The organism is Bosea sp. AS-1, assembly GCF_002220095.1.
Classification (GTDB): Bacteria; Pseudomonadota; Alphaproteobacteria; order Rhizobiales; family Beijerinckiaceae; genus Allobosea.
On sequence record NZ_CP022370.1, the window covers coordinates 77145 to 99271 of the forward strand.

Sequence of the window (22127 nt, forward strand, 5' to 3'; positions counted from 1 at the left end):
GGCGAGCGGTTCGGCAGTCAATTTTCCCTCTCGATCAGTTGGAACCGCTGCAGTGGTCGCGGCGCGATTCGCCTAAGCGCCGCCACGCAACGCACGGCTTCGGCAAGACCTTGAAGAGCGAGCAGTAAGAAGCCTGCGGGGATAAAGCCCTTGATGATCCACGCGGGCAGCGAGCTTATGCTTTCGCGGCTGGCACGCGTTTCGCTGGCGAGAAATGACGTGGCAAATTGCGGCCAGCTGATCCAGATCATCGCAATGCAGACTGGCAGCAGCACCGCGACGATGCCAATCAAATCAAGCCACGCGAGGCCGCGCTCGCCGAGCCTCTGCGCCAGGATATCGATTCGTACATGCTGGTCGCGTTGGAGCGTGTAAGCCGCCATCAAAAGCACGACGGCTGCAAAAAATTGCCATTGCATGTCGAACGCCAGCGGCCAGGCGACTGAAAATACCTTCCGAGCAATCGCGTTGGTTGCGATAAGCAGCGCGTTTGCGAGCAGCGCCCAGCATACGATTTTCGCCATGGCGGCATTAATCGTGTCGATCGCTGTTGCAATCGAAAGAAGCCTCCGCATAACCGCCTCATCGAATTGCCTAGCTGGGCACGGCGAAACCGCGAATCATCAATACGAGATTTTCCCATCTCGCACTACGTAGTCGCCTAAAATCGGCAGCGCAGAACGGCAGCCCATGGGAGTGCAAACAAGCACTCCCATGGCTTATCTTTCGTAGCGATTCAGGTTGGGACGTACGAGCTCCTCGTTTGAGGCTGGCGCCTGCCGCGTTGCCAATGTGAGCGGCGCACTCTCTAACGTCTTTTCGGTATTGATCCTGTAGTCGCTACAGGTTGCATGATCGCCGAATGGAGAGGACTGATCGTGCCACCTGACCTGACTTACACGCCTGCTGCCGGGCATCATTGGCTCACCCCCTTCTACGACATCGGTGTCGCGGCGCTGACTCGCGAGCGTCAGTGGCGCAGGGCTCTCATTGAACAGCTGCGCCCTACCGCCAGCGACGTCATTCTCGACGTTGGCTGCGGCACGGGTTCTCTTTTGCTGCGTGTGGGAAATGCCGCCCCGCCGCTCAGCTCAATGGGGTCGATCCCGATCCGGCCGTGCTGGCGCGAGCGCGGAAGCGATTGTCAGCCGCCGGCCTCTCCGTTGTTCTGCACGTCGGCTTCGCGCGACAAGTGGCGGTATTGCTGGAAGGGCGGCGTCCGACCAAGATCGTGTCCAGCCTTGTGTTTCATCAGGTGCCGATGGCCGAGAAGGTGGCAGCGCTCACCGCGATGTATGCTGCGCTTGCCGCCGGTGGTGAGCTTCACATCGCGGACTATGGCCTTCAGCGCACGCAAATAATGCGGTTTCTGTTCAGAGGCATCATTCAGAATCTCGATGGGCGCGTGAACACAGAACCTAATGCCCGTGGGGTCCTTCCGGAACTGATGCGCGGCGCGGGATTCCAAAACGTTGAGGAGACGGCCGTTATTGCGACGCCAAGTGGCTCCATCTCTCTCTATCGGGGAGTTCGGACGCAGTGATGCAAGAGGCTCCCAAATCCGGTGGAGGAAGGCAGCGAACACGGGGCGATGACCTGATCGCTCACAAGACACCACGAAGATACCGCCTGTACGTCCTGCTGGCCATGCTGGCCATACCCGGTGTCGTTGCAGTCGTCTACGGAAGCAGTACGATCTGGTCGGAACGGTCGACGCCAGTGCAGAGCCGGCGCGCGCTCGATCTGAAGTTCGAGCGCGCGGACGGCCGGTCCATTCGCCTCGCAGAGCTGCGCGGCAAAGCGATCCTCTTGAATATTTGGGCGACCTGGTGCCTGTCGTGCCGCACCGAGATGCCTTCGCTCGATCGCTTGCAGGCCCAGATGGGGAGCAAAGCCTTCGAAGTGGTCGCGCTGTCGGTCGACCGCGACGGCGCCGAAGTGGTGAAGCCGTTCTATTCACAGTTCGGCATCAAGGACCTTACGATCTATCTCGACCGAGAAGGCAAGGCGGTCCGGTCGTTCAAGATCACGGGGCTTCCGACCACGCTCCTGCTCGGCCCCGACGGCGCCGAGGTGCTGCGCTGGGTCGGGCCGAAGGAATGGGATTCGCCGGAGCTGATCTCAGAGATCTCCCGACATGTCCCCACGCTGTCCGAGCCCGGAAATCGGGGCGCGCAGCCGTGAGCGAGATTGGAAATATCGGGGTCCTGACTGCTTTGGCGGCCGGAGCGATCTCCTTTCTGTCACCCTGCGTGCTGCCGCTCGTGCCCGGCTATATCTCTTTCATTGCGGGCAATGCCGTCGAGACGGGACCGGCAGGCTCTCGCGTTGCGCGGCGGCTGTCGACGCTATTCCTGAGTGTTAGCTTCGTGCTCGGCTTCTCGACTGTCTTCGTTATCCTGGGAGCGGGCGCGACGGCCTTGGGGGACGCCTTCCGCAGCTATCGCTATGAAGCGGGCCTCGTCGGTGGCGTGATCGTCATCGTCTTCGGCATCTTCACCACGGGCCTCGTCCGGTTTGCCTGGCTTGAGCGGGAGCTGCGCCTCGAGGGCCCGGCCAGAGGCGGACATTCGGTTGGCGCTTATCTCCTCGGCGTGGCTTTCGGCTTCGGCTGGACCCCATGCATCGGTCCGGTCCTGGGCGCCATTCTGACCGTCAGCGCGGCATCCGCGACCGCGCTCGATGGCGTGGCGCTCCTCAGCCTCTACTCCCTCGGCCTTGGCCTTCCTTTCCTGCTGGCGGCCCTGTTCGCCGAAGGCTTTGCGGCCCGCCTGCGTCGGCTGCGCCGGATCGGGCGCGCCCTTCAGGTGCTTGCCGGCCTGGTGATGATCGCGATCGGCCTGGCGATGCTGTCCGGCCACCTATCGACCTTGGCGTTCTGGCTGCTCGATCGCTTCCCGATCCTCGCGACGATCGGTTGAGACCCCAACCTCATGAAAGGAAGCATCTGTCGTCGAATTCATTGTGCCGCCCGCGCGGCCGACCTCGGCAGGAGACGATTTGACGAGGATGATCGCAGCGCGGGTAAGAGAATGACCGGTTCGAGGGAGCGGCGCTTTTCTGGCTGCGCTAGCTCGCGACTACAGCGCCTGCAGCTGCTCGGCCGAGGTCCGGCCGGACCGCTTGTCCTTGGGGAGCTCGTAAGAGACCTTCTGGCCGTCGCGAAGCTCGCGCGGGCCCGCTCGCTCTGCGGCGCTGATATGGACGAAGACGCCCTGCCCGCCGGTGTCCGGCTGGGTAAAGCCGAAACCCTTCGTGGCGTTGAACCACTTCACGGTGCCAGTCGCCATCGTCGCATCTCCTAAAAAAAGGCGCGCCATCGTCGCAGGATGCTGGGATTGCACAATCCGGCGGTTCGCGAAGGCGACCACCGGAACATGATGATCGGACCATGCCGTTTTCTTCGTTGAACGATCCTATCGACGTCGCCCGCGCGCATGCGGCGTTCGATCTCGTTTGGAACGAGGTGAGACCGAGTGTTCCTGACGGCGATCAGGAGCGCGAGCGGACGCGCGTTGCCTCCATCGTCGCGAACTTCGCACATGTCGCGCTCGACGAGGCCGACCTCGTGCGCCGCACCCTGGATCGATACCGGAAAATGGTCGAGTAGCCACGGGCGGTCGGGAGCCGCATTGCGACCGATGTCGGCGCGGAAATGTCTCAGGCGAGCAATCGAGACCTCATGGGCTGATCAGGAAATTGTGGATAGCTCTCTGGCCGTGGCGGGCTCGTTGAGACTATGTTGTTGTAGACAATAGCGAGTCGGTTTGTCTTCATTGAAGATAGTAAGCAGCTAATTCCAATTTCTGCGGGCGCTTCGCCGGCATTGCGGGAGAGCACAATGGCAGAGAACAACGACGTTCTTGTCGGCCTGGTCGCTGATATTGTTTCGGCCTACGTCTCGAATAACAGCGTGCCTGCTGCCGAGCTGCCAAACCTGATCGCAACGACCCACGCAGCGATCACCGGATTGGGCTCGGAGGCGGCCGCGCCCGCGGTTGAGGAGAAGCCTACACCGGCGGTGCCGATCAAGAAGTCGATCACCGCAGACCACATTGTCTGCCTCGAAGACGGCAAGAAGTTCAAATCGCTGAAGCGGCACCTTCGCACCGCCTACGACATGACGCCCGAGCAGTATCGGGCTCGTTGGGGGCTACCAGCTGACTACCCAATGGTCGCTCCGGCCTATGCCGAGGCGCGTTCCAGCCTGGCTAAGAAAATGGGCCTGGGTCAACAGCGGCGGAAGCCGCGTGGCAAGGCTGCCTGAGCTGTCCAGGTCGGTCACGCTAGAGCGTCGGACTTGAAATCGGAATCGGATGATTCCTTTTAGGCTGTGTTTGTGATTCACCGTTTGTGGAGGTGGATCATGGGTCGCAGCTATTCGGATGATCTGCGCGCACGGGTCTCCGGCTTCGTCGAAGCGGGGCATTCTCGTCGCGCCGCAGCGCGGCATTTCGGGGTGAGCGAGAGCTTTGCGGTGAAGCTGCTTCAGCGTGCGTCACGTCTGAAAACGCTACGGCCTGCGCGTCAGGGGCGTCCGCCCGGCGGCAGGCTGGATGGGCACAGTGCCTTCCTTGTGGCGCAGGTGGAGGCCACGCCCGATATCACGATGCCGGAACTGGCCGCCCGGCTGGTCGAGGCGACAGGGGTGAGCGCGGCGCCGGCTGTTCTGTCCCGGCTTCTGTGCCGGCTGGGCTTCACATATAAAAAAAGCGCTGATGGCGTCGGAATGCGCACGCGTTGACATCGCTGAGCAGCGCCATCTCTGGATCATACGCCGCCAGCCTCTGATGCGGATCGAGCTTCACCGGCTCGTCTTCATCGACGAGACCGCGATCAACACCAAAATGGTCAGGCTGCGAGGCCGCAGCCGCTGCGGAGAGAGGCTTCCCGCCTCGGCCCCGTTCGGACATTGGCGGACCCAGAGCTTCATCGCCGGCCTGCGCTGCCACGGGCTGAGCGCGCCATGGATCGTCGACAAGGCCATGGATCGCATCGCATTCGATCTCTACATCGAGACCCAGCTCGCACCGACCTTGTCGAAAGGCGACATCGTCATCCTCGACAATCTCGCCGTCCACAAAAGCAACCGCGCCGCCCAATGCCTCGCCGACAGAGGCGCCTGGTTCCTCTTCCTGCCGCCCTACAGTCCCGATCTCAATCCGATCGAGATGGCCTTCGCCAAGCTCAAGGCTCACCTGCGCAAGGCCGCCGCCAGGACCTTCGACGCACTCTGGAAGGCCGTCGGTGACATCTGCAATCTCTTCACCCCAGCCGAATGCCGAAACTTCTTCAGACACGCCGGATATGCGTCCGATTAAATGTCCGATGCTCTAGAGCAGCGAGAGCTGTGGATCGGACACCGGGGTCGCCGCTGCGTCGTTGAGCGTCGGGACGGTCACGCTGATCAGAGGATGCCTTTCGGAACCGGGAACAGCGGATCGAGAAGCGCCTGGGCGAACCACTCGACCTCCTCTGACCCGGTGAATGGCCCCGGGACCGTCCGACTTCGCGTCACCGCCCGGAAGTCGGCGTATTTTACTTTCAGCGTCATCGTACGCGCGCTGAGCTGCTTGGCCTCGCAATGGCGCCGTACCTTCGCGACGAGAGGTGTGAGCTCGGACTGCGCGGCGTCGCGCTCGACGATGTCGGTCGCGAAGGTGGCCTCGGCGCCGATCGATTTTCGGACCCGGTCCGGCTCGACCGGACGCTCGTCGATCCCGCGGCGATCCGATAGTACCAGCAGCCCGACTTCCCGAAATGCTCCTGCAGGAAGGCTAGCGGCTTCGCCTATAGATCGGCGCCGGTCAGGATTCCTCGCCTCTCCATCTTGGCGGCGGTTGCCGGCCCGACGCAATGGAACTTCTTTCCGGCCAACGCCTCGACGAAGGCGGGCCCGGCGCGCGGCGCGATGCCGACCAAGTTCGGGGCAATGATCTTCGACCTTTACAAGAACCGCAGGAGCGTTGGGGGGAGTGGAATTTTGGTCATCACGATCGGGTTCGCAGCTGCGTTCATCGCGGGCCTGCTGGTTGTTCGGACGCTCGTCATCTTCGTCTCCCGGCGAGTTGCTGGGCCAGCTCGCGCTGGCAGCCACGATTATGGGCCAGCGCCAGGAGCTCGACCATGGTCTTGCAGGCCTGCCTGCGGAGATCTGCTCGATGAGGCGATCGAAAATGCGTCGATATTCCTGCGGCAGGAAGAGCTTGTCGCGATAGGTGGCTCGGAAAAGGCGGTCGCCAGTACTCCCATGAGCTGTCGCCCACTCACCGCCACTATGATGGCGGTCAGGCCCAAGTAGGTCCACGCGAGCCAGGTCAGCGTCACGATTGCGCGCGCCTCATCATTTCGGAACGCGAAAGCTAGACCGACCTGCACCAGGAACAGCGCAGCGAGCGCCAGTGCAGATGTCAGCCCAAGACGGAAGCGCAGCAGGAGCGCAAGGCCGAACAGGGATTGAGCAGCCGTCAGGAAGAACTCCTCACTCTGCCGCGCGTCGAGCGGCAGCGCCGAGACGCTGCCCGCGCCGATGCTCATCGCAAGGGCAACATGCCCACAAGGAGCGTCCACTGGTTGATCTTATCGCTGATCATGGTCACGAGCCCATTCGCCGCCCGGCCTGCGAGTACGAACAGGATCGCGACCGAGACTGCCGGTGCTTCGCTGGCGAGCGGCGCCAGCCACTGGATCAGAAGGAACTCGTTCAGCCCGATCACCCGGCCCGTTCCGACCATGGCCTCGGCGAAGGGTTCGGCGGAGGCGAGGATGACGGCACACGCCACAATGACGAGCGCTCCCATCGCCGCCCATTGAGCGCCGGGAGCAAGTGTGTTGAGGGCAGCGGCCGGGCCGGATTCTTCCCCCTCTTCGTCGGGGTTATCGGCCTTGGGCAGGTGCCGCACTCGCCAGACGTAAGCCGCGAAGATCGCGGCTAAAATGGCGAAGTCGAGTAGCGTGATGCGCCCTTTGAACAGGATGACGAAGGCGTACAGGCTCGCGATAAGAAGAAACCCGATCTCGATTGCATTGGCGGGCGCAAGCTCGATTGAGCGGTGCCGGGTTTTGAACCAATGCAGGAAAACCATCAGCGGCCAGGCCAGACCGACTAGGAGGCGGTTCGCCCCGGTCATGTTCGCGGCGGCGTAGTGGACATAGGACGACTCAAGGCCTGCACGACCGGCTTGGTAAGCGTAGTAAAGGTCCACCGCGTATTCGGGCAGGACCGTGACGAGGGCGACGGCCGCCAGGATCAATCCTTGTGAAATGTGTTGCTCGGCCGCCTCTGCACCCCACGACAAGAGGAAGCCTGCCGCGAGGACAGCGACTCCAAACACGGCGGCGTCTATCACTGGACTGGGCCGCCAGCCCGTCGCGCGCAGGATGAGGGCCGGAACAGTCGCAAGGACGGCGAGGGCGACCAGGGTCAGAAAGCGTTTCACGAGTAATGTCTCCGGTGTTCGCTCAAGCTCCGGCCCTGCCTGGGCACATTCAAAGCGGCCACCAGATGCGCCCCTGCCGGCAGGCAACGCCATGGAACCCGAGGTCCGACGCGTGGGACCGGCCAAAATGGCGCGGGTGCCGCATCGTATCTAGGTGCCAGCTCAACCTCAAGGCTCCCGTGAGTTCTGCGAGGCTCGTTACGTGGGGCGAAGACCGTCAGTGCGCGCGGCAAGAGCTGGAAGCGGGCAGGGGTCGCCGTCGTGATTTCGCCGTCGGTGTTCACCGGCAGCGCCGGACGTGTGCGAATCTCAAGCGGGCGGCCGCTGCAGAACGCGCGCACGCCCGGTAAGGCGCGAGTGCGGCCTCCCCGAGACGCCGAAAGGATGAAGGGCAGCCGCCACAGGTGCTGCGGCTCGAGGCTGTAGAAGTCGAGGCACTGGTCGTCGATGCCGGCAGCGTCGTAGACCGCCATGCCGCCGCCGTAGTAGACACCGTTGCCGACCGCGATCTGCACGCTGCGCACGGGCGTTGTCTTCTCGCCTATGCTAACTTCCGCCACGAACGCCTTGGCGCGACCAAGAGCTATACAGATCGGTAATGTTGTGCGGATGCTGCTGATCTTGTCTGCCCTTGGCTCGAGGAGCGGCGCGAAGGTCGGGCCAGGGGGCAATGGTAAGGGGATTGGCACCGCAGCTGCAGGCGCGGTCTCGTTCCGCACAGCGGCGTCAATCCATGACGATGCCTCGGAGCTCGGCTGCGCATCTAGGGTCGGGCCGTGGGAGGCGGCTCCGGTCGGGATTGCTCGGGAGCCTCGAACGGCCAAGCTATAGAGCTGCAGCGCAGTCCGGTGAACATTACCAAACCGTATAGTCCTAGTCGAACTGAGGGGAGCCGCACCGGCCGATACTGCGGAATCTGGCGCGTGGGCGGGAGAATGCTATGAACGGCAGGTTTCGTGCGGCCGCTCTGTCGGTCGGTTTGCTGGTAACCGTCATGGTTGGGATTGCAGTGGCTCATCCCGAGAGCGAACGCTGAATCGGTGGATCAGACGGCGGCTCTCACTGCCAACGCGAAGACCACTCTCGCGCAGGGGATCACAACAGCTAAGCACCAGGTTGGCGGCAATGCGGCCGTCGCTTCCATAGAGGTTCATCTGGACAAGGAAGTCTATGCGATCGACGCGTTCAAGGACGGTCAGATTTACGCAGCGATTGTCGACATACAGACGGGCACGATCGCCGACACATTTGAGACTCATGATGACGAAGACGAGGACGATTGCGGCCTTCGCTCGAGCGGGGTCGTACGCCCGACGACGAGCCGATCCTGTTTGGGCCGAACGTCAAGAAAATAAGCTCTACCTAAGGGCCTTTCCGCCGCTTCCGTGACCGGCTGGTTATCCGTTCGCGGCATCTCCTAGCCGTCGCAAGGTGACCCGCACCACCCTTCGGAGAGAACCGTGATTCTTGACCTTAACAGAGTCAAACTTTCGATTGGTGCCGTTCCCATCCTCCATGACGTCTCTTTACGTGTGGCTACGGGAGAGATCTACGGTCTGGTGGGGCCAAAGGGCGCGGGTAAGAGCACCACGCTGGCGACGGCCATCGGGCTTTTGAAGCCCTGGTTAGGCGAAGTGAAGCTGCTGGGGCGAGATCCCGCTGAGGCAGGACCAGCTGCGCGCAAGGAGGTTGGTGTCCTACCCGAACGGAACGGCTTCTGCGGTTGGATGTCGGCGGAGGACTATTTGTCCTTCTATGCCCGCCTGTGTGGGCGACGTTCAACAAGAACCGACCTCTCTTCCGCATTGGAGCTCGTCGGTCTTTCAACCTTCGCCACCACTCGGACCGACGCATTCACGCAGAATATGCGCCAGCGGCTCGGGCTCGCGAGGGCGGTTCTCGGCAGCCCACGTCTCCTCGTGCTCGACGAGCCAACCGGCGGCATGGACGCAAGCGAGCGTCGCGAGATCCACGATATCCTGATTTCGATCGCGAGAGGTGGAACGGCAATTCTGCTCTTGACGGAGAGCCTTGAGGACATCGAACGGGTCTGTACTCATCTGGGGTTCATCGTCGCGGGACGGACGGTCGCAGAAGGCATGCTCGCGGAGAGTTTTGCCGACCAGGGGCCGCGATGCAGATTCCGGCTGCGCCTTTCCGGCCCGATTCCAGATGATGACCCGACGAGCCGCCCGGCGCGGATGATCGGCCGTGAAGGTGAGTGGACGGTGGTCGGCGTCGATCCGGCGCGGCGCGCCGATGAAATTTGGCGCGAGCTCATGTTCCGCGGCTGGCCTATTGTCGAGATCGTGCGTGCCAACCAGGGACTGCAGGAGCTCTACGCCGAGCTCACAGAGGCTAGTTCGCCGCCGGGGAGAATGGCAGCATGATCACATTACCCAGCCTTCTGGAAGGGCGCTGCATTTCGGCGTTGCGTCTCGAAAGCGGCCTGCACCCGGTGCGTTTACTGGCTGCAAAGGAGGCCCTGGAGACGGTGACGAGCCCGCGCCGATCGGTTTGGTTGCTGGGGCTTTTTGTGATGTTCGCCCTCGGGTCCCTTGCGCTGATTCTGAAGGCGACGGGCGGATCATACATGTTGAACAACCAGGCCCTTTCGACTCTGCTCGGGCTGATCACGGGGCTCGGGGCGGTATTTGCGACCGTCGCAGGTACGGACGCGATTGCGGGCGAGCAGGAGCGCGGTTCGTGGACCTCGTTGCTTGTGGCCCCTCTGTCGTCCCGACAAATCGTCCGGGGCAAACTCGCGGCACCGCTCGCGGCATGGGGGGCAATCTTGATTCTGACGGTACCTGCTCTTTGGGCACTAGGCAGCACAACCTCCCGCTTTACCCTGCAGGCGCTCGGGGTCGTTGCCGTTGGAACACCCGTCGTGCTCGGCTTCGGGTTTCTCGCTTTTGGGTTAGCGGCCCGGCTCAGTTCGGGTCCTTGGGCGTTGTCGCTGTCGCTTGGCGCGCTCGGGCTTGCGGCGAGCCCGATTGTCTGGGATCAGGAGCTCGGAGCAAGATCTCTTGGCGCTGCGTTCGAGACAATCGACCCGTTTTGGGGCGCACTGAGGTTCTACGACGCGGTCGCGAACCAACCGCAGACGTGGGATCAGCACGGGGCGTATGCACTGCCGGGCTTGGTTTGGCTGGTTGTCACCTCTAGATTCGCGCTCGCAAGTCACAGGCACGTTCAATGGCGAGGGCCGCAGTCGATCGGAGCAAAGTTTCATGTTTGGCCCATCTGGTGAAGTTGGCCTGAGCGTCCCGGAGCCGCTCAATTTTGCGAGGAGAAGTGTCACAATTGCTGCGGATCTCTGTAAAGTCCGACCTCGGCCAACGGTCTGTCCACATGACGAGGCTCTTATCCGACCAGAACGCGAGCCGTGCTGAACGAGGAGCAAAAGGTACGCCTCCGTCCCGCCCAGAGGTCAAGAGTACTCCATGAAGATCCTGGTGATCGAGGACGACATCGAAACTGGAGCCTACGTGAAGGGAGGGCTCGAGGAGCAAGGGCACGTCGTCGATCTCGCTGCGAATGGACGGGATGGCCTCTTCCTCGCAGCGGGAGAGACGTACGATATCATGATCATCGACCGCATGTTGCCGGGTCTGGACGGTTTGGGGATCGTCAAGACGGTGCGGGGCGCAGGCATCAAGACCCCCATCATCTTCTTGACCACAATGGTCGGGGTAGGAGACCGCGTCGAAGGACTGGAGGCCGGCGGTGACGATTACCTTGTGAAGCCGTTTGCCTTCGCCGAGCTCTCGGCCCGGGTCAACGCACTGTCGCGTCGGCCTCCTATGGCCAGTGTCGAAACGGTGTTGCGGCTAGCTGATCTCACATTGGATCTGATCGCGCGTAAGGTGAGACGCGGCAGCCAGGACATTGAGCTGCAGCCACGCGAGTTCCGGCTGCTGGAGTATCTGATGCGCAATGCCGGTCGGGTCGTGACGCGGACGATGCTGCTCGAGAATGTGTGGGATTTTCACTTCGATCCCAAGACCAACATCGTCGAGACCCATATGAGCCGGCTTCGGTCGAAGATCGACAAGGGCTTCGAGCCGGAACTCATCGAGACGGTTCGGGGCGCGGGCTATCTCCTCCATGCACCTCCGTAAGATCATCCGCAGCACCGGCTTTCGATTTGCGGTCCTGCACACGCTCGTGTTCGTCGTCTGCGTCGGACTGATCGGCTGGCTTGCCGAGGTCACAGTGACGACAGCGCTCATGGGGCAGGCTCGCCAGCGCGTAGATGCCGAAGTGGCCGCCCTTGCGATGGAGTTTGAGCATGAGGGTAGCACCGGATTGCTGTCGAGTGTGCAGCGCCGTTTCGCCACCCGAGAGAGCCGGCTGCGCTATGCGATACTCGACCGGGACAATCGCACTGTTGTTGGTGACCACGGACTTGCGGCTTACGCGGGGGGCGCCGACGCATCCACTGAGACGGAGACACGCCAATTCAAGAGAGACGCGTCTGATTCCATTCTGGTGGCGGCGCGATCGCTGGCTGATGGCACGCGTCTTGTCATCGCTGATGATCTCGAAAGCATCGAGGACGTACAGGATGTCATTTTGGACGCATTCCTACTCGCGTTGGGGGTCGCCCTGGCGCTCGGCTTTGGCACCGGCGCGCTCCTGACCTACGCACTCCTGAAGCGAGTCGATGCTGTGACGCGGACTGCCGACGCTATCATTGGCGGCGATCTCTCTCAGCGCATCGAGTTGACCGGCTCGGGGGACGAGTTCGACCGACTTTCGGCGACACTCAATACGATGCTCGACCGCATTGGGGCTTGATGGAGAATGTGCGACAGGTCTCGAACGACATCGCGCACGACCTGCGGACGCCCCTGGCCCGCCTGCGCCAAGGATTGGAGGTCGCGAGAGGCCGCGCAAGAACTGGGGCTGAGTACCAAGCCGCGGTCGACCGGGCTCTCGACGAAGCCGACGGACTCCTGCAGACATTCTCAGCGTTACTGCGTATCGCGCACATCGAGAGCGGTGCGCGACGTTCGGCCTTCCGAACGGTGGATTTGTCGGAGGTGATGCAAACCGTCGCCGAGGCTTATGGACCTGCAGCTGAAGACGGTAACCGCGTCATCCGCGCCGAGATTGCGGACACGGTCCGCGTCCACGGCGACCGCGAGCTTCTGACGCAGCTTTTTTCCAACCTTGTCGAGAATGCGCTCCAACATACACCCCAGGGCGCGCTGATTACGATGCATTTGACGAGACAGTTCTCGGAAGCCGTCGCGGAGGTTGCCGATAATGGACCGGGTATTCCTGAGCAGGAGCGTTCGAAGGCGTTCCGGCGATTTTATCGGCTCGAGCGCAGCCGAATCACGCCCGGGAACGGCCTTGGCCTCAGCATGGTCGCCGCGATTGCCGATGTGCATCACGCGACGGTGCAGGTTCTCGACAACGCTCCAGGCCTGCGGGTCGCGGTTCGGTTCGCTTCCGGCGACTCCTGAGTTCTCCGAATTGGAGTCCCCCCTTGAAGCGCACATGGTGACGGCCAGCAATTAACCGGGGAGCCGGCTTTCGCAGGATGAAAGCCGATGGTTCCGCGATCTGCTAATCCGGTCGCCGCCAAAAGTGAAGACGCTCGATGGCTGAACGCCTGTAACGCCAATTAGCGCGTCGCCTATGCACGGAGGGCAAGGCATCCCGAGTTCCGCGATCAGGTCAGTCATCGAGGTCTTCGGAGAGCCCGCTCTCCGAGCACCCTGTTGGCCACAGGCGCATATGCCGGGCCCGTGCCCCAGACTGTGCGCCGAGGTTGAGGAACACGTCTTTGCTTCGCGCTTGCTGCTGATCGAGTCGCGCCGGGGCTTTTGACCGCGTCCACATTGCGTGCGTTTAGGCGTGAAGGCGGCGCGATCCGTGTTTGCCCTCCGTAATACCGGAGATTGCTAGCCGGTCTCGCGCGAGATCAGTGCGACCTCGAACATTACCGATCCGTATAGTCCCGGTCGAACTCCCGGGACCGGTATTGCTGCATTGTTCGTGCGCTCGTCCCTGGGTGAGAAGCCTCGTCCGGTTGGAGCGCGACCGAATGCAACCGTTCCAGCCGAGGAGGCTCAACTCCCGATGCCTGCAGTTTGGTATACGCTGCGCCATCTCGTGCCTTGGACGGGCTATCCTTATGTTGGACAGAGCGTTCAATGCAATCTATGTGGCTCGAGGGAGACTGTGATCATCGGACGCATCGATCGCCGACTGAAACGTCTGACAAGCGTCTGCTGTTCGCAATGCGGCCTCATCCGTACCGATCCGATGCCCACGGCCGAGGAGCTCGCATCGTATTATGCGGATAGCTACCGGTTGGACTATCAGGGAGCATTCGGCGGTCAACCTCCCCGGTTCCATGTCACCCGCAGTCTGCGGGAGGCTCGAGCGCGTGCAGCGCTACTGGCACCGGCTCTCCGCCCAGGCGCACAGGTGCTTGATTTCGGTTCCGGTTCCGGCGAGTTCATCGCACTAGTTCAAGAGGCCGGATGTGAGGTCGTTGGGATCGAGCCTAGCCGCGCTTATGCTGCCTTCGCGCGGCGACGGTATGGGGTGACGGTGATCGAGGACGAGAGTCAAGCAAGCTTTGCCCCGGAATACTTCGATGTCATCACCACCCATCACGTGCTCGAGCATTTGCGCGATCCCGTGGACGCGTTGAGACGACTGGCGCGTTGGCTCGCACCGAATGGTGTTCTCTATGTCAGCGTTCCGCATATGGCCGCCGAGCACAAGCGGCCGCACGAGCGGTTTCATTTCGGCCATACGCACGGCTTTGTACCAGAAACGCTCAATCTCGCTGCCCTGTGCAGCGGCCTCGAGCCGGACCCGCGCTTCTGCCCGGAGGGAACCACGGTCGTGTATCGGAAGACGAACGGCCCCGCTCCCCCTACGATCGCGGCACCCGAGATTGTGGCCCGGATTATCGACCTCTACTCGCGCCAACGTCTTCTGCCATACGTTGCTTCGGGCGCATGGCTTTGGCCGGTGCTCCGCCGAAACGCCAAGGTCCTCCGGGATAGCGTATTTTTGCGATGACGCGCGATCCACTATGGCGCGAAATGTGTGGAACGACCCGCGGTGCAAGGGCGTTTTCAGTTGATTTCATCGGCCGGGAACGGTGCGGTCATTTGTCCCGCGGTCCGGTCTTTCAGCGCGGCTCATGATCGCTGGGTTCGATGAAGTCCGCGAAGTTCGGATTCCGATTGAAGCGGGCGGGGTATTCGGAAGCGAAGTCGGCAGGCCATTCCGATTTGGAGCCGACACCCTGAAGGCGTACGGGAGGCTTGGGTCAGCTCCTCTGGCAGACGATTTCCGTTTCGACCGCGACGGAGATTGTGATGCCCACGGAGTGGAAGCTGACCATGCGACAACTGCGGCAGATGCTGCGTTTGGCAGAAGCCGATGGCGCGGACATGCATTTCATAAGCCTCGTGACTCTTGATGTCCTGCATGACTTTTCTCTTGACCCTCTAGTGACCTCAGCTTGGACAGAGCACTCCTTGCATCGCCAAGAAGCGGAGACGATCCATGACCGGCGCTCGGAAACCGAAGGTTGAGTTTGTCAGTTGGAAGGTCGGCGGCATGGATTGCACCAGCTGTTCGGCCAAAGCCTTGGGTAAAGGACGAACGGATTGAGCTTCTGCCGTTTGCATCACGTTGATTCGCCTCAGTAGTCCTACCCGGCGGGCAGAATGGGCAGCCCTGGTTTGCGGATCGCACCCGTTCCGCCGCGCTGATCGGGCTTCTACCGGACAGCGCCGATACGATGACCGACCTCGTCGGCCGCTGGTCCGCTTCCGGAGGGGGCAGAGATTGCGGCCGCCCGCTGCGGTACAGCACTATTTGGCCGAACCGTCTGGCTGAAGGAGCTGCATTTCGACCAATTCACTCCCGACGAAAGGTTGCGCCAGTTCTTGAGGAGGTTTTGTTCTTGGTGAGGACGGGAGGTTGGCTAACAGCGGCTCCGATCCCGTGGACCGCAAGCTTTGTCGTTCAACGCCGGAACCGGTGGCACCATTCACCCGGGCGGTGTGAGGCTGCATCTTCGGCGGCCTGATATACGACGACGACATTGGGTCGCGGCAGTTTTGAAACCTGGCCATCGCGGGCAGGTAAACCATCGTCGAACGGGACTGGGAGCCCAGCATGCTCATAAAGATGACCACGCTCAGGCTCAGGCTGGTGATCGGTTTCATGCTGGTCAGCGTGCCCGCCATGTTAGGCTCGGCTTATATCGCCGCCCAGTTGATTTCGGACGCCTTCGAGGACAATGTCGAGCAGTGGCTCGGCGAGACTTCCCGTTTCTTCTCGCTTGATATCGCCGAAGCGCAGCAGGAGGCGCAGCGCGTCGCGAGCGTCGTCGGCCGCCGGCTGGAGCAGACGACCGACGACCAGAAGATGCAGCGCGCCGCCGAGGGCGAATTCGCCGTGCTGAGTACCGTCGGCTACGACCTGATCGCGATTTACCGGCCCAATGGCGAGATGCTGTTCAAGACCCGGGACTTCACCAGCATCGGCCCGCTTCCGACCGAGACTGGCCAAGGGCTGTTCCGCATCGAGGCAGACGGCAAGCGCTGGATCATGGCCGGCGCCGTCCAGTCCGTGGACCTCAACGGCCAGCAGACCAATGTCCTGGTCGGGACCTGGCTCGACGAGGCACATCTCGGCGGCATCAAGGTCGTGACCTCGCTCGACGTTCGCCTGTTCGCCGATTTCGACGGACAGCTCCAGCCGGTCGTACAGACCCATCCGGATCGGCGCGCCGCTATCCCCAAGGCAATCCGCGCGCGGCTCGCGGCCGGCGAGGAGCGGATCTTTGAACCGGCCGCTGACGGCGGCAACTATCGCGCCGTCTATTCCGGCTTTCGCGCATCGACGGTGGGCTTGCGGGTGTCAGCTTCATCGGCCTGCGCCGCGAGGCCGGTTTCTTCGAGCAGCTCGGGCAGGAGAGCCTGTTCCTCGGCATCTTCGTGCTCGGCAGCGTCATCTCCATCCTGGTCGGCCTCCTCATGTCGGCGGTGCTGGTGCGGCCGCTACGGGCGCTCACCCGTGGCGTGCGGGCGATCGCCGCCGGCGATTTCGACCAGCGCGTCCCGGCCAGCGGCGGGCGCGAGATCGCCGAGCTGGCGACGGGCTTCAACGGCATGGCCGAGCAGCTCGGCAAGCTCCAGGCGCTGGAGCAGGAGCTGCGCCGCCGCGACCGGCTTTCGGCGCTCGGCCAGGCCGCGATGGTGATCGCGCATGAGGTGCGCAACCCGCTCGGCATCATCAAGACCTCGACGGAGGTGGTGCGCAACCGCGCCAAGCTCGGCGACTCCGAGAGCAAGATGCTGGGCTACGTCATCGACGAGGTCCGGCGCATCGAGACCCTGATCCGCGGCTTTCTCGACTTCGCCCAGCCGAAGGCGCCGGTTATGACCGCCTTTCCGCTGCGCAACGTGATCGACCGCGTCGCGGCGATCGCGGAGCCCGAGCTCACCACGCGCAAGCTCTCGCTGCTGGTGGAGGACAAGACGGACAACGCCATGATCAAGGGCGATGCCGACCAGCTCCACCAGGCCTGTCTCAACCTCGTCCTCAACGCCATGGACGCGATGCCCGAGGGCGGCGTCATCCTCGCCACCGTGACCGGCGACAGGGAAACCGTCTCGCTGACGATCCACGACGAGGGCGACGGCGTGCCGGAAGAGATCCGCGCCGAGATCTTCAACCCGTTCTTCACCACCAAGGCGAAGGGCACCGGCCTCGGCCTTGCCAAGGTCCAGAGCGTGGCCGAGGCTCATGGCGGCCGGGCATCTTGCGAAAGCCCGGATGGACAGGGCGCAGCCTTCACGATGACGTTGCCCCGCGTAGAATCCGGAGCGGCGCCATGACCCAGAGCATCCTGGTCGTCGACGACGAAGAGCGGCTGGCCGACGTGCTGGCGGCCGCGCTGGAGGATCTCGGCTACCGCGCCACGGCGGTGACGAGTGCCCAGGCCGCGCTGGCCGAGCTCGAGCAGGCCCATTTCGACCTGGTTCTGACGGATCTGCGCCTGCCGGTCATGGGCGGGCGCGCCCTGCTGCGGGAGGCGCGCAGCCGCTGGCCTGGGAAGCCGGTCGTCGTGCTGACCGCCTTCGCCACCGTGCGCGACGCGGTCGAGCTCGTGAAGGAGGGGGCTTTCGACTACATCGCCAAGCCCTTCGAGATGGAGGATGTCGCGGCCACGATCCGGCGTGCGCTGCGCCTCGCCGAGGTCGTGCGCGACAACGAGCGCCTGCGCAGCGAGCTGGAAGGGCGCTACAGCTTCGACACGCTGATCGGCAACAGCCCGCCCTTCCGCCGGGTGATCGAGCAGGTCACCGAGGTCTGCGAGACGCGCGCCACCGTGATGCTGAACGGCGAGAGCGGCACCGGCAAGGAGCTCGTCGCCCACGCCGTGCACTTTAACAGCCCGCGCCGCAACCGGCCCTTCGTCGCGGTCAACTGTGCCGCCATTCCCGAGGCCCTGCTCGAGAGCGAGCTCTTCGGCCATGTGAAGGGGGCCTTCACCGGTGCGCTCTCCGACCGGATCGGCCGCTTCGCCGCGGCCGATGGCGGCACCCTGTTCCTCGACGAGATCGGCGACATGCCGATGGCGATCCAGGCCAAGCTGCTGCGCGCGGTGCAGGAGCGCAGCTTCGAGGCGATCGGCGCCAATCGCAGCCAGACCGTCGACGTCCGGCTGATCGCGGCGACCCACAAGGACATGCGCCAGGCCGTGGCGGACGGGCGCTTCCGCGAGGACCTGTTCTACCGGCTCAACGTCTTCCCGATCCAGCTACCGGCCCTGCGCGAGCGCGCGGAGGACATCCCGCTGCTGGCTGGCCATTTCCTGACGGAGCTCTCCGATTCGATCGGCAAGCGCGTCACCGGCTTCTCGCCGGCCGCGCTCGCGGCCATGGCCGGCCATGACTGGCCGGGCAACATCCGCGAGCTGCACAACTGCGTCGAGCGCGCCGTGATCGTTGCCAAGAGCCCGACGATCGACATGCCCGACCTGCCGCGCGACCTCTTCGGCGCCCCGCGCCGCAACGGCCGCGACGCGCTGCCGCGCGATCTCGACGCCGAGCTGGAGCGGATCGAGCGCGACTTCATCCTGGAAGCCCTGCGCCGCAGCGATGGCGTGCAGGTCAAGGCCGCACGTCTCCTGGGCATAGCCGAGCGCAGCCTGTGGCATCGCATCAGGAAACTTGGCATCAAGCTCGGACGAACGGTGGCGGAATGACAGGCCTGCACGAACCGGCGGCCTGCCGGGGTGATTGCAAGTGCGAAGCCTGATAGAGACAGCGGGCCCTCGCGGCGCGCCGGAGAATGTGGATGGCTATGCGTACCCTGAGTGCCTGCTGCCTGGGCCTCTTCCTCGCGACCGCGGCGAGCGCCCAGGAGGCGGCGCCCAACCTCGCCGATCCGACGCCCGCCAAGGGCTGGATCGTCACGCTCGGCGGCTCGCTCCAGCTCGGCCCGAAATATGACGGCTCCAGCTCGGCCGGCCTCTCCTTCATGCCCTCGCTGAGCTGGCGCCGCGTCGGCGAGAAGCCCGGCTTCAGCGCACCGGATGACAGCCTGGACTATGCGCTCTACGAGACCGACCGCTTCAGCGTCGGCGTGGCGGGCGCCTTCAGGAGCGGTCGCTATTCCGGCTCGAACAACCGGCTCTTCGGCCTGCGCGACGTGCCCTGGTCGGTCGAGGCCGGCGTCTTCGCCGAATTCTGGCCGATCCTGGATCGCCTGCGCACGCGCGTCGAGGTCCGTCAGGGCTTCCACGGGCATCACGGCGTCGTCGCGGACCTCTCCGCCGACTGGGTCGAGCGCTTCGGCCGCTTCACCCTCTCGGGCGGGCCGCGCCTGGCGCTCGGCTCCGCCTCCTATATGCGCCGCAATTTCGGGATCACGCTGCCGGAATCACTGGCAAACGGCTATCTCGCCGCCTATCGCCCGTCCGGCGGCGCCAAGAGCATCGGCCTCGCCTCGGCCCTTGAATATACCTGGTCCGAGCAGTGGTCGACGACGCTGTTCGCGCGCTATGACCGGCTGATAAGCGAGGCGGACCGCTCGCCGCTGGTGCGCACCAGCGGCCAGCGCGACCAGTTCACGGTCGGCCTCGGCATGAACTACTCCTTCCAGTTCGGCAATTAGGTTTCGTGGACAAAGCTTGACGGCAAGACTCGGGATTGATTCAAGGCTGCCTTTTGGAGGCAGCTTTGGGCGAACGGATCGGTCTTTCGGATGAAGAATGGGAATTGATCGGCCCGCTGCTGCCCTCGGAGCGCGGGCGCGGCTGCCGACCCGCGGGTGACAACCGCCCCTTCTTCGAGGGCATGATGTGGATGGCGCGCACCGGCTCGCAGTGGCGCCACCTGCCGGACGAGTATGGCAAGTGGAACAGCGTCTTCCGCCGCTATCGGCGTTGGGTCGAGACGGGAGTTTTCGACGCCATGCTCGAAACCCTGGCCGAGATGGCGGGCCGGGAGCGATCCGCCGACATGATCGATAGCACCATCGTCCGGGCGCACCACTGCGCTGTCGGCATAAAAAAGGGACTCAAGCGGCCGAGGCGCTTGGCCGATCGCGTGGTGGGTTCACCACGAAACTCCACGCCTCTTGCGACGGAAAAGGCCGCCCGCTCGGCCTCGTCCTGACGCCGGGCGAAGCCCACGACGTGAAGGGCTTCGGCCCGCTGTTCCGGATGATCGCCGATAAAGCCAAGGCGCTGCTCGCCGATCGTGGCTATGACGCGGATGCCATTCGGGAGGAGATCGCGTTCCACGGTGTCCGGGCCGTGATCCCGGCGAAGCATGGCCGTCGCAACCCGGCCCTTCATGATCGCGACAAATACCGCCAGCGCAGCCGTGTCGAACAACTCTTCAACAAGCTCAAGAACTGGCGTCACATCGCCACCCGCTATGACAAAACCAGAGAGTCCTATCTCGGCTTCGTCAGCCTCGTATCAGCATTGCTGTGGCTACCCTTTGTCCACGAAGCCTAGTTACTAGATCGGAGGCCGCACTGCGGCGTCGAGAGCAGCAGTCCGTTCCAGATCAAGCTTGCCGGACTTAACGCGTCATTCTCTTTTCTTCCAGAAAAGTACCCGTTCCCGCAATATCGTGCCGTACATCCGCGGCGCTGGCGAATGACACCTGGGTCGATGACGGCAAGTCCCGCTTTCTCGCACAAAGCTATGACAACTCGCTGTCTTGCCATAGCATCCCTAGACCCGCAAAATGCGTAAAGCTGTAGCGCCATCCAGACGATCGATATCCGGCACTGGTGCCGGACGCGCCGCCGGCAGATCAGAAGCGATCGAGACAGCCGCAAACTCCGGCGGCACGCGCCGTCCAAGTAGCCGGTCTCGCCAGCGATAGGTCTGTTGAGCCTGGATGCCATGGCGCTTCGCTGTGGCAATGACGTTACCGCTGGTTGCCGCCTCCTCGACGGACGGCGCGCTTCTCTTCCCAGTTCCAATGCCTACGCCGTACATAGGTCTCGTCGCACACAGCCGTTCTCCAGCACCACTGCTGGCATCGATGCCAAATCAGCGTGACGGCAGGCTGGACAGACACTCACCTTCGAACAAGGCGCCCTCGGCGGAGGGGTACCAAAATGCGCGTGTCGCTAAAGTTAGAGTACTGCGCACCTCTCGTGCGGCGGCGCGATCGGCGAACTGCAGGTCGGGTCGGACGAGATCGTCGCTGCTGGGTCAGCCGCTGGCGGTGCAGATCCAGGATCGTCATCAGTTCTCGAAGCTGGACCACCGCCACCGCCACCGCCTCTCGCCGACTCCGATCGGCGGGCATGATCGACCACAGGTGGAAAGCCCGATGCTGCGGGGGGCGCCCCGCAGCATCGGGCCAGGACACCAGCCAGAGAATTTTCGGCGCCCACTTTCGGGGAGAATTCAACGCCCGGCCACACGGTCAGCGCGGTTCACGAGATGGATGACGGTCATGTCCCGCTCGATGCGCGACGCGACCGGCGGTCCGATGTCGGAATTCACCCGAGCCTTGAGGGTTCGCCATCGGCGTCGAGACGGATCGCAGGCAGTTTAGGGGGACGGTCAGCCACCGTCGCAGCCGATGCTTCAGACACTTGTCGAGAGGGGCCGCCTCGGAAGGCTCTTCATCCTGTCAGGCGGCTTCGCTGCTGCTCGTTGTTCGCCGCCTGCTTGTATCACGTCAGCCGCGAGATGTGCGGTCCGGCGGCAGTAGGGCCGAACCTAGCGAGAATCGATCTTTGCCCACCATGCCAGCGGTCAAGCGGACCTGCTTACGGGTCCCGGCATACGTCGCGTCAAGTCCGCCGGCCGACAGCGAGCTTGGCCGCCTCCACGGCGCCGGTGCACTGCGGAGCAATCTCGACGAGGACGACGTCCGGGCCAGCCGCCCCAGTCCAGAAGCGGATCACCTGGGTGACGCCCCAGACCGGATTCTCGCTCACACGTGTGACGACCACGGGCGCTGCGGCGCGGGCGCAGGCAACGACTTTCTCAGCGTTTTCGCGCGGGATGCCGAGCGCCGAGAGCTGGCGGGTGATGGCCCCCTGGACCGGATCGAGGATCAGGAGCGAGACCAGCGCGGCGATGAATGTTTGCATGACGATTGATCTCCATAAGGTCGCCCACTTCTGAGCGCTAGCCACGGATCGTCTTCGCTG

General features: G+C 63.4%; 24 protein-coding genes and 3 pseudogenes. 18 read left to right on the top strand and 9 right to left on the bottom strand.

Annotation, left to right across the window (positions count from 1 at the left end; genetic code table 11):
• Nucleotides 1–17: 17 nt before the first annotated feature.
• On the bottom strand, nt 18–575 hold the full coding sequence (locus tag CE453_RS00435) for a TRAP transporter small permease subunit (protein WP_089172807.1): 558 nt from the start codon (nt 573–575) through the stop codon (nt 18–20).
• 542 nt (nt 576–1117) lie between these two features.
• Here CE453_RS00435 and CE453_RS29110 point away from each other — a divergent pair.
• Genes CE453_RS29110 through CE453_RS00450 form a run of 3 tightly spaced genes read left to right on the top strand, consistent with a single transcriptional unit; the run spans nt 1118 to nt 2921 of the window.
• A complete protein-coding gene (locus tag CE453_RS29110) occupies nt 1118–1543 on the top strand; it encodes a class I SAM-dependent methyltransferase (protein ID WP_248307711.1) in 426 nt (141 codons plus the stop codon).
• A complete protein-coding gene (locus tag CE453_RS00445) occupies nt 1543–2184 on the top strand; it encodes a TlpA family protein disulfide reductase (RefSeq protein ID WP_089172808.1) in 642 nt (213 codons plus the stop codon). The genes CE453_RS29110 and CE453_RS00445 overlap by 1 nt, the downstream gene beginning before the upstream one ends.
• On the top strand, nt 2181–2921 hold the full coding sequence (locus CE453_RS00450; RefSeq protein WP_248307712.1) for a cytochrome c biogenesis CcdA family protein: 741 nt from the start codon (nt 2181–2183) through the stop codon (nt 2919–2921). Before CE453_RS00445 ends, CE453_RS00450 begins: the two co-directional genes overlap by 4 nt.
• Before the next feature lie 159 nt (nt 2922–3080).
• Here the strand turns inward: CE453_RS00450 and CE453_RS00455 are convergent, their stop codons facing one another.
• The gene (locus tag CE453_RS00455) at nt 3081–3290 is read right to left on the bottom strand and encodes a cold-shock protein (protein WP_089172908.1); all 210 of its coding nucleotides are present in this window, start codon (nt 3288–3290) and stop codon (nt 3081–3083) included.
• 101 nt (nt 3291–3391) lie between these two features.
• Here CE453_RS00455 and CE453_RS00460 point away from each other — a divergent pair, with 101 nt between their 5' ends.
• From CE453_RS00460 to CE453_RS00470, 3 genes are all read left to right on the top strand, one after another.
• A complete protein-coding gene (locus CE453_RS00460) occupies nt 3392–3610 on the top strand; it encodes a hypothetical protein (protein ID WP_089172810.1) in 219 nt (72 codons plus the stop codon).
• Nucleotides 3611–3841: 231 nt separating this feature from the next.
• Entirely contained in the window at nt 3842–4267 is a 426-nt protein-coding gene (locus tag CE453_RS00465; protein ID WP_068078949.1) for a Ros/MucR family transcriptional regulator, read from the top strand.
• 99 nt (nt 4268–4366) lie between these two features.
• A protein-coding gene (locus tag CE453_RS00470) for an IS630 family transposase (RefSeq protein WP_089172811.1) occupies nt 4367–5321 on the top strand; the annotation gives its coding sequence in 2 pieces (ribosomal slippage) (nt 4367–4714 and nt 4716–5321; 954 coding nt in all).
• Between the two features lie 86 nt (nt 5322–5407).
• Here the strand turns inward: CE453_RS00470 and CE453_RS29115 are convergent.
• The 4 genes and pseudogenes from CE453_RS29115 to CE453_RS00485 form a co-directional block, all read right to left on the bottom strand.
• Nucleotides 5408–6097 (bottom strand): DinB/UmuC family translesion DNA polymerase, encoded by a 690-nt coding sequence (locus CE453_RS29115; RefSeq protein WP_248307715.1) that lies wholly within the window; start codon nt 6095–6097, stop codon nt 5408–5410.
• Nucleotides 6063–6217, bottom strand: a pseudogene (locus tag CE453_RS29120) (IS21 family transposase); the annotation flags it as partial. The gene CE453_RS29115 and the pseudogene CE453_RS29120, both read right to left, overlap by 35 nt.
• An 8-nt stretch (nt 6218–6225) precedes the next feature.
• A pseudogene (locus tag CE453_RS00480) lies at nt 6226–7439 on the bottom strand (sodium:proton exchanger); the annotation flags it as partial.
• Complete coding sequence (locus CE453_RS00485) at nt 7436–8158, bottom strand: hypothetical protein (protein ID WP_318652274.1); 723 nt, start codon at nt 8156–8158, stop codon at nt 7436–7438. The pseudogene CE453_RS00480 and the gene CE453_RS00485, both read right to left, overlap by 4 nt.
• 321 nt (nt 8159–8479) lie before the next feature.
• On the opposite strand from CE453_RS00485, the gene CE453_RS00490 reads away from it, so the two are divergent.
• The 8 genes from CE453_RS00490 (at nt 8480) to CE453_RS00525 (ending at nt 15013) form a co-directional block, all read left to right on the top strand.
• The gene (locus CE453_RS00490; RefSeq protein WP_157732852.1) at nt 8480–8794 is read left to right on the top strand and encodes a PepSY domain-containing protein; all 315 of its coding nucleotides are present in this window, start codon (nt 8480–8482) and stop codon (nt 8792–8794) included.
• Between the two features lie 105 nt (nt 8795–8899).
• Nucleotides 8900–9829 carry an ABC transporter ATP-binding protein gene (locus tag CE453_RS00495; RefSeq protein ID WP_089172814.1) on the top strand — a complete coding sequence of 310 codons (930 nt, stop codon included), beginning with the start codon at nt 8900–8902 and terminating at the stop codon, nt 9827–9829.
• Nucleotides 9826–10692 carry an ABC transporter permease gene (locus CE453_RS00500; RefSeq protein ID WP_089172815.1) on the top strand — a complete coding sequence of 289 codons (867 nt, stop codon included), beginning with the start codon at nt 9826–9828 and terminating at the stop codon, nt 10690–10692. The genes CE453_RS00495 and CE453_RS00500 overlap by 4 nt, the downstream gene beginning before the upstream one ends.
• A gap of 193 nt (nt 10693–10885) precedes the next feature.
• The gene (locus CE453_RS00505; protein WP_089172816.1) at nt 10886–11563 is read left to right on the top strand and encodes a winged helix-turn-helix domain-containing protein; all 678 of its coding nucleotides are present in this window, start codon (nt 10886–10888) and stop codon (nt 11561–11563) included.
• The gene (locus CE453_RS00510; protein ID WP_089172817.1) at nt 11550–12242 is read left to right on the top strand and encodes a HAMP domain-containing protein; all 693 of its coding nucleotides are present in this window, start codon (nt 11550–11552) and stop codon (nt 12240–12242) included. The genes CE453_RS00505 and CE453_RS00510 overlap by 14 nt, the downstream gene beginning before the upstream one ends.
• Complete coding sequence (locus CE453_RS00515; RefSeq protein WP_089172818.1) at nt 12242–12916, top strand: sensor histidine kinase; 675 nt, start codon at nt 12242–12244, stop codon at nt 12914–12916. The genes CE453_RS00510 and CE453_RS00515 overlap by 1 nt, the downstream gene beginning before the upstream one ends.
• A 721-nt stretch (nt 12917–13637) precedes the next feature.
• Complete coding sequence (locus CE453_RS00520) at nt 13638–14492, top strand: class I SAM-dependent methyltransferase (protein ID WP_248307713.1); 855 nt, start codon at nt 13638–13640, stop codon at nt 14490–14492.
• 248 nt (nt 14493–14740) lie between these two features.
• Complete coding sequence (locus tag CE453_RS00525) at nt 14741–15013, top strand: hypothetical protein (protein WP_089172820.1); 273 nt, start codon at nt 14741–14743, stop codon at nt 15011–15013.
• A 282-nt stretch (nt 15014–15295) separates the two neighbouring features.
• Here the strand turns inward: CE453_RS00525 and CE453_RS00530 are convergent, their stop codons facing one another.
• Both CE453_RS00530 and CE453_RS00535 read right to left on the bottom strand, forming a co-directional pair.
• Nucleotides 15296–15673: a hypothetical protein gene (locus CE453_RS00530; protein ID WP_089172821.1), complete on the bottom strand. Its 378-nt coding sequence runs from the start codon at nt 15671–15673 to the stop codon at nt 15296–15298.
• A 1-nt stretch (nt 15674) separates the two neighbouring features.
• On the bottom strand, nt 15675–16205 hold the full coding sequence (locus CE453_RS00535; protein WP_089172822.1) for a hypothetical protein: 531 nt from the start codon (nt 16203–16205) through the stop codon (nt 15675–15677).
• 221 nt (nt 16206–16426) lie between these two features.
• On the opposite strand from CE453_RS00535, the gene CE453_RS00540 reads away from it, so the two are divergent.
• The 4 genes and pseudogenes from CE453_RS00540 (at nt 16427) to CE453_RS00555 (ending at nt 20463) form a co-directional block, all read left to right on the top strand.
• On the top strand, nt 16427–17329 hold the full coding sequence (locus CE453_RS00540; RefSeq protein WP_089172823.1) for a sensor histidine kinase: 903 nt from the start codon (nt 16427–16429) through the stop codon (nt 17327–17329).
• On the top strand, nt 17326–18702 hold the full coding sequence (locus CE453_RS00545) for a sigma-54-dependent transcriptional regulator (RefSeq protein WP_089172824.1): 1377 nt from the start codon (nt 17326–17328) through the stop codon (nt 18700–18702). The genes CE453_RS00540 and CE453_RS00545 overlap by 4 nt, the downstream gene beginning before the upstream one ends.
• Nucleotides 18703–18794: 92 nt before the next feature.
• The gene (locus tag CE453_RS00550; RefSeq protein ID WP_157732855.1) at nt 18795–19613 is read left to right on the top strand and encodes a MipA/OmpV family protein; all 819 of its coding nucleotides are present in this window, start codon (nt 18795–18797) and stop codon (nt 19611–19613) included.
• A 104-nt stretch (nt 19614–19717) separates the two neighbouring features.
• A pseudogene (locus CE453_RS00555) lies at nt 19718–20463 on the top strand (IS5 family transposase).
• A 1301-nt stretch (nt 20464–21764) separates the two neighbouring features.
• On the opposite strand, the gene CE453_RS00560 reads toward CE453_RS00555, so the two are convergent.
• Complete coding sequence (locus CE453_RS00560) at nt 21765–22067, bottom strand: hypothetical protein (RefSeq protein ID WP_089172826.1); 303 nt, start codon at nt 22065–22067, stop codon at nt 21765–21767.
• Between the last annotated feature and the right edge of the window lie 60 nt (nt 22068–22127).

What these genes read in the sequence shown, in the direction of transcription:
- CE453_RS00435 (WP_089172807.1), bottom strand. Translation starts at nt 575, where the DNA reads ATGCGGAGGCTTCTTTCGATTGCAACAGCGATCGACACGATTAATGCC.
- CE453_RS00445 (WP_089172808.1), top strand. Translation starts at nt 1,543, where the DNA reads ATGCAAGAGGCTCCCAAATCCGGTGGAGGAAGGCAGCGAACACGGGGC.
- CE453_RS00455 (WP_089172908.1), bottom strand. Translation starts at nt 3,290, where the DNA reads ATGGCGACTGGCACCGTGAAGTGGTTCAACGCCACGAAGGGTTTCGGC.
- CE453_RS00460 (WP_089172810.1), top strand. Translation starts at nt 3,392, where the DNA reads ATGCCGTTTTCTTCGTTGAACGATCCTATCGACGTCGCCCGCGCGCAT.
- CE453_RS00465 (WP_068078949.1), top strand. Translation starts at nt 3,842, where the DNA reads ATGGCAGAGAACAACGACGTTCTTGTCGGCCTGGTCGCTGATATTGTT.
- CE453_RS00500 (WP_089172815.1), top strand. Translation starts at nt 9,826, where the DNA reads ATGATCACATTACCCAGCCTTCTGGAAGGGCGCTGCATTTCGGCGTTG.
- CE453_RS00505 (WP_089172816.1), top strand. Translation starts at nt 10,886, where the DNA reads ATGAAGATCCTGGTGATCGAGGACGACATCGAAACTGGAGCCTACGTG.
- CE453_RS00510 (WP_089172817.1), top strand. Translation starts at nt 11,550, where the DNA reads ATGCACCTCCGTAAGATCATCCGCAGCACCGGCTTTCGATTTGCGGTC.
- CE453_RS00515 (WP_089172818.1), top strand. Translation starts at nt 12,242, where the DNA reads ATGGAGAATGTGCGACAGGTCTCGAACGACATCGCGCACGACCTGCGG.
- CE453_RS00530 (WP_089172821.1), bottom strand. Translation starts at nt 15,673, where the DNA reads ATGGCGGGCACGCTGACCAGCATGAAACCGATCACCAGCCTGAGCCTG.
- CE453_RS00535 (WP_089172822.1), bottom strand. Translation starts at nt 16,205, where the DNA reads ATGGGTCTGTACGACCGGCTGGAGCTGTCCGTCGAAATCGGCGAACAG.
- CE453_RS00545 (WP_089172824.1), top strand. Translation starts at nt 17,326, where the DNA reads ATGACCCAGAGCATCCTGGTCGTCGACGACGAAGAGCGGCTGGCCGAC.
- CE453_RS00550 (WP_157732855.1), top strand. Translation starts at nt 18,795, where the DNA reads ATGGCTATGCGTACCCTGAGTGCCTGCTGCCTGGGCCTCTTCCTCGCG.
- CE453_RS00560 (WP_089172826.1), bottom strand. Translation starts at nt 22,067, where the DNA reads ATGCAAACATTCATCGCCGCGCTGGTCTCGCTCCTGATCCTCGATCCG.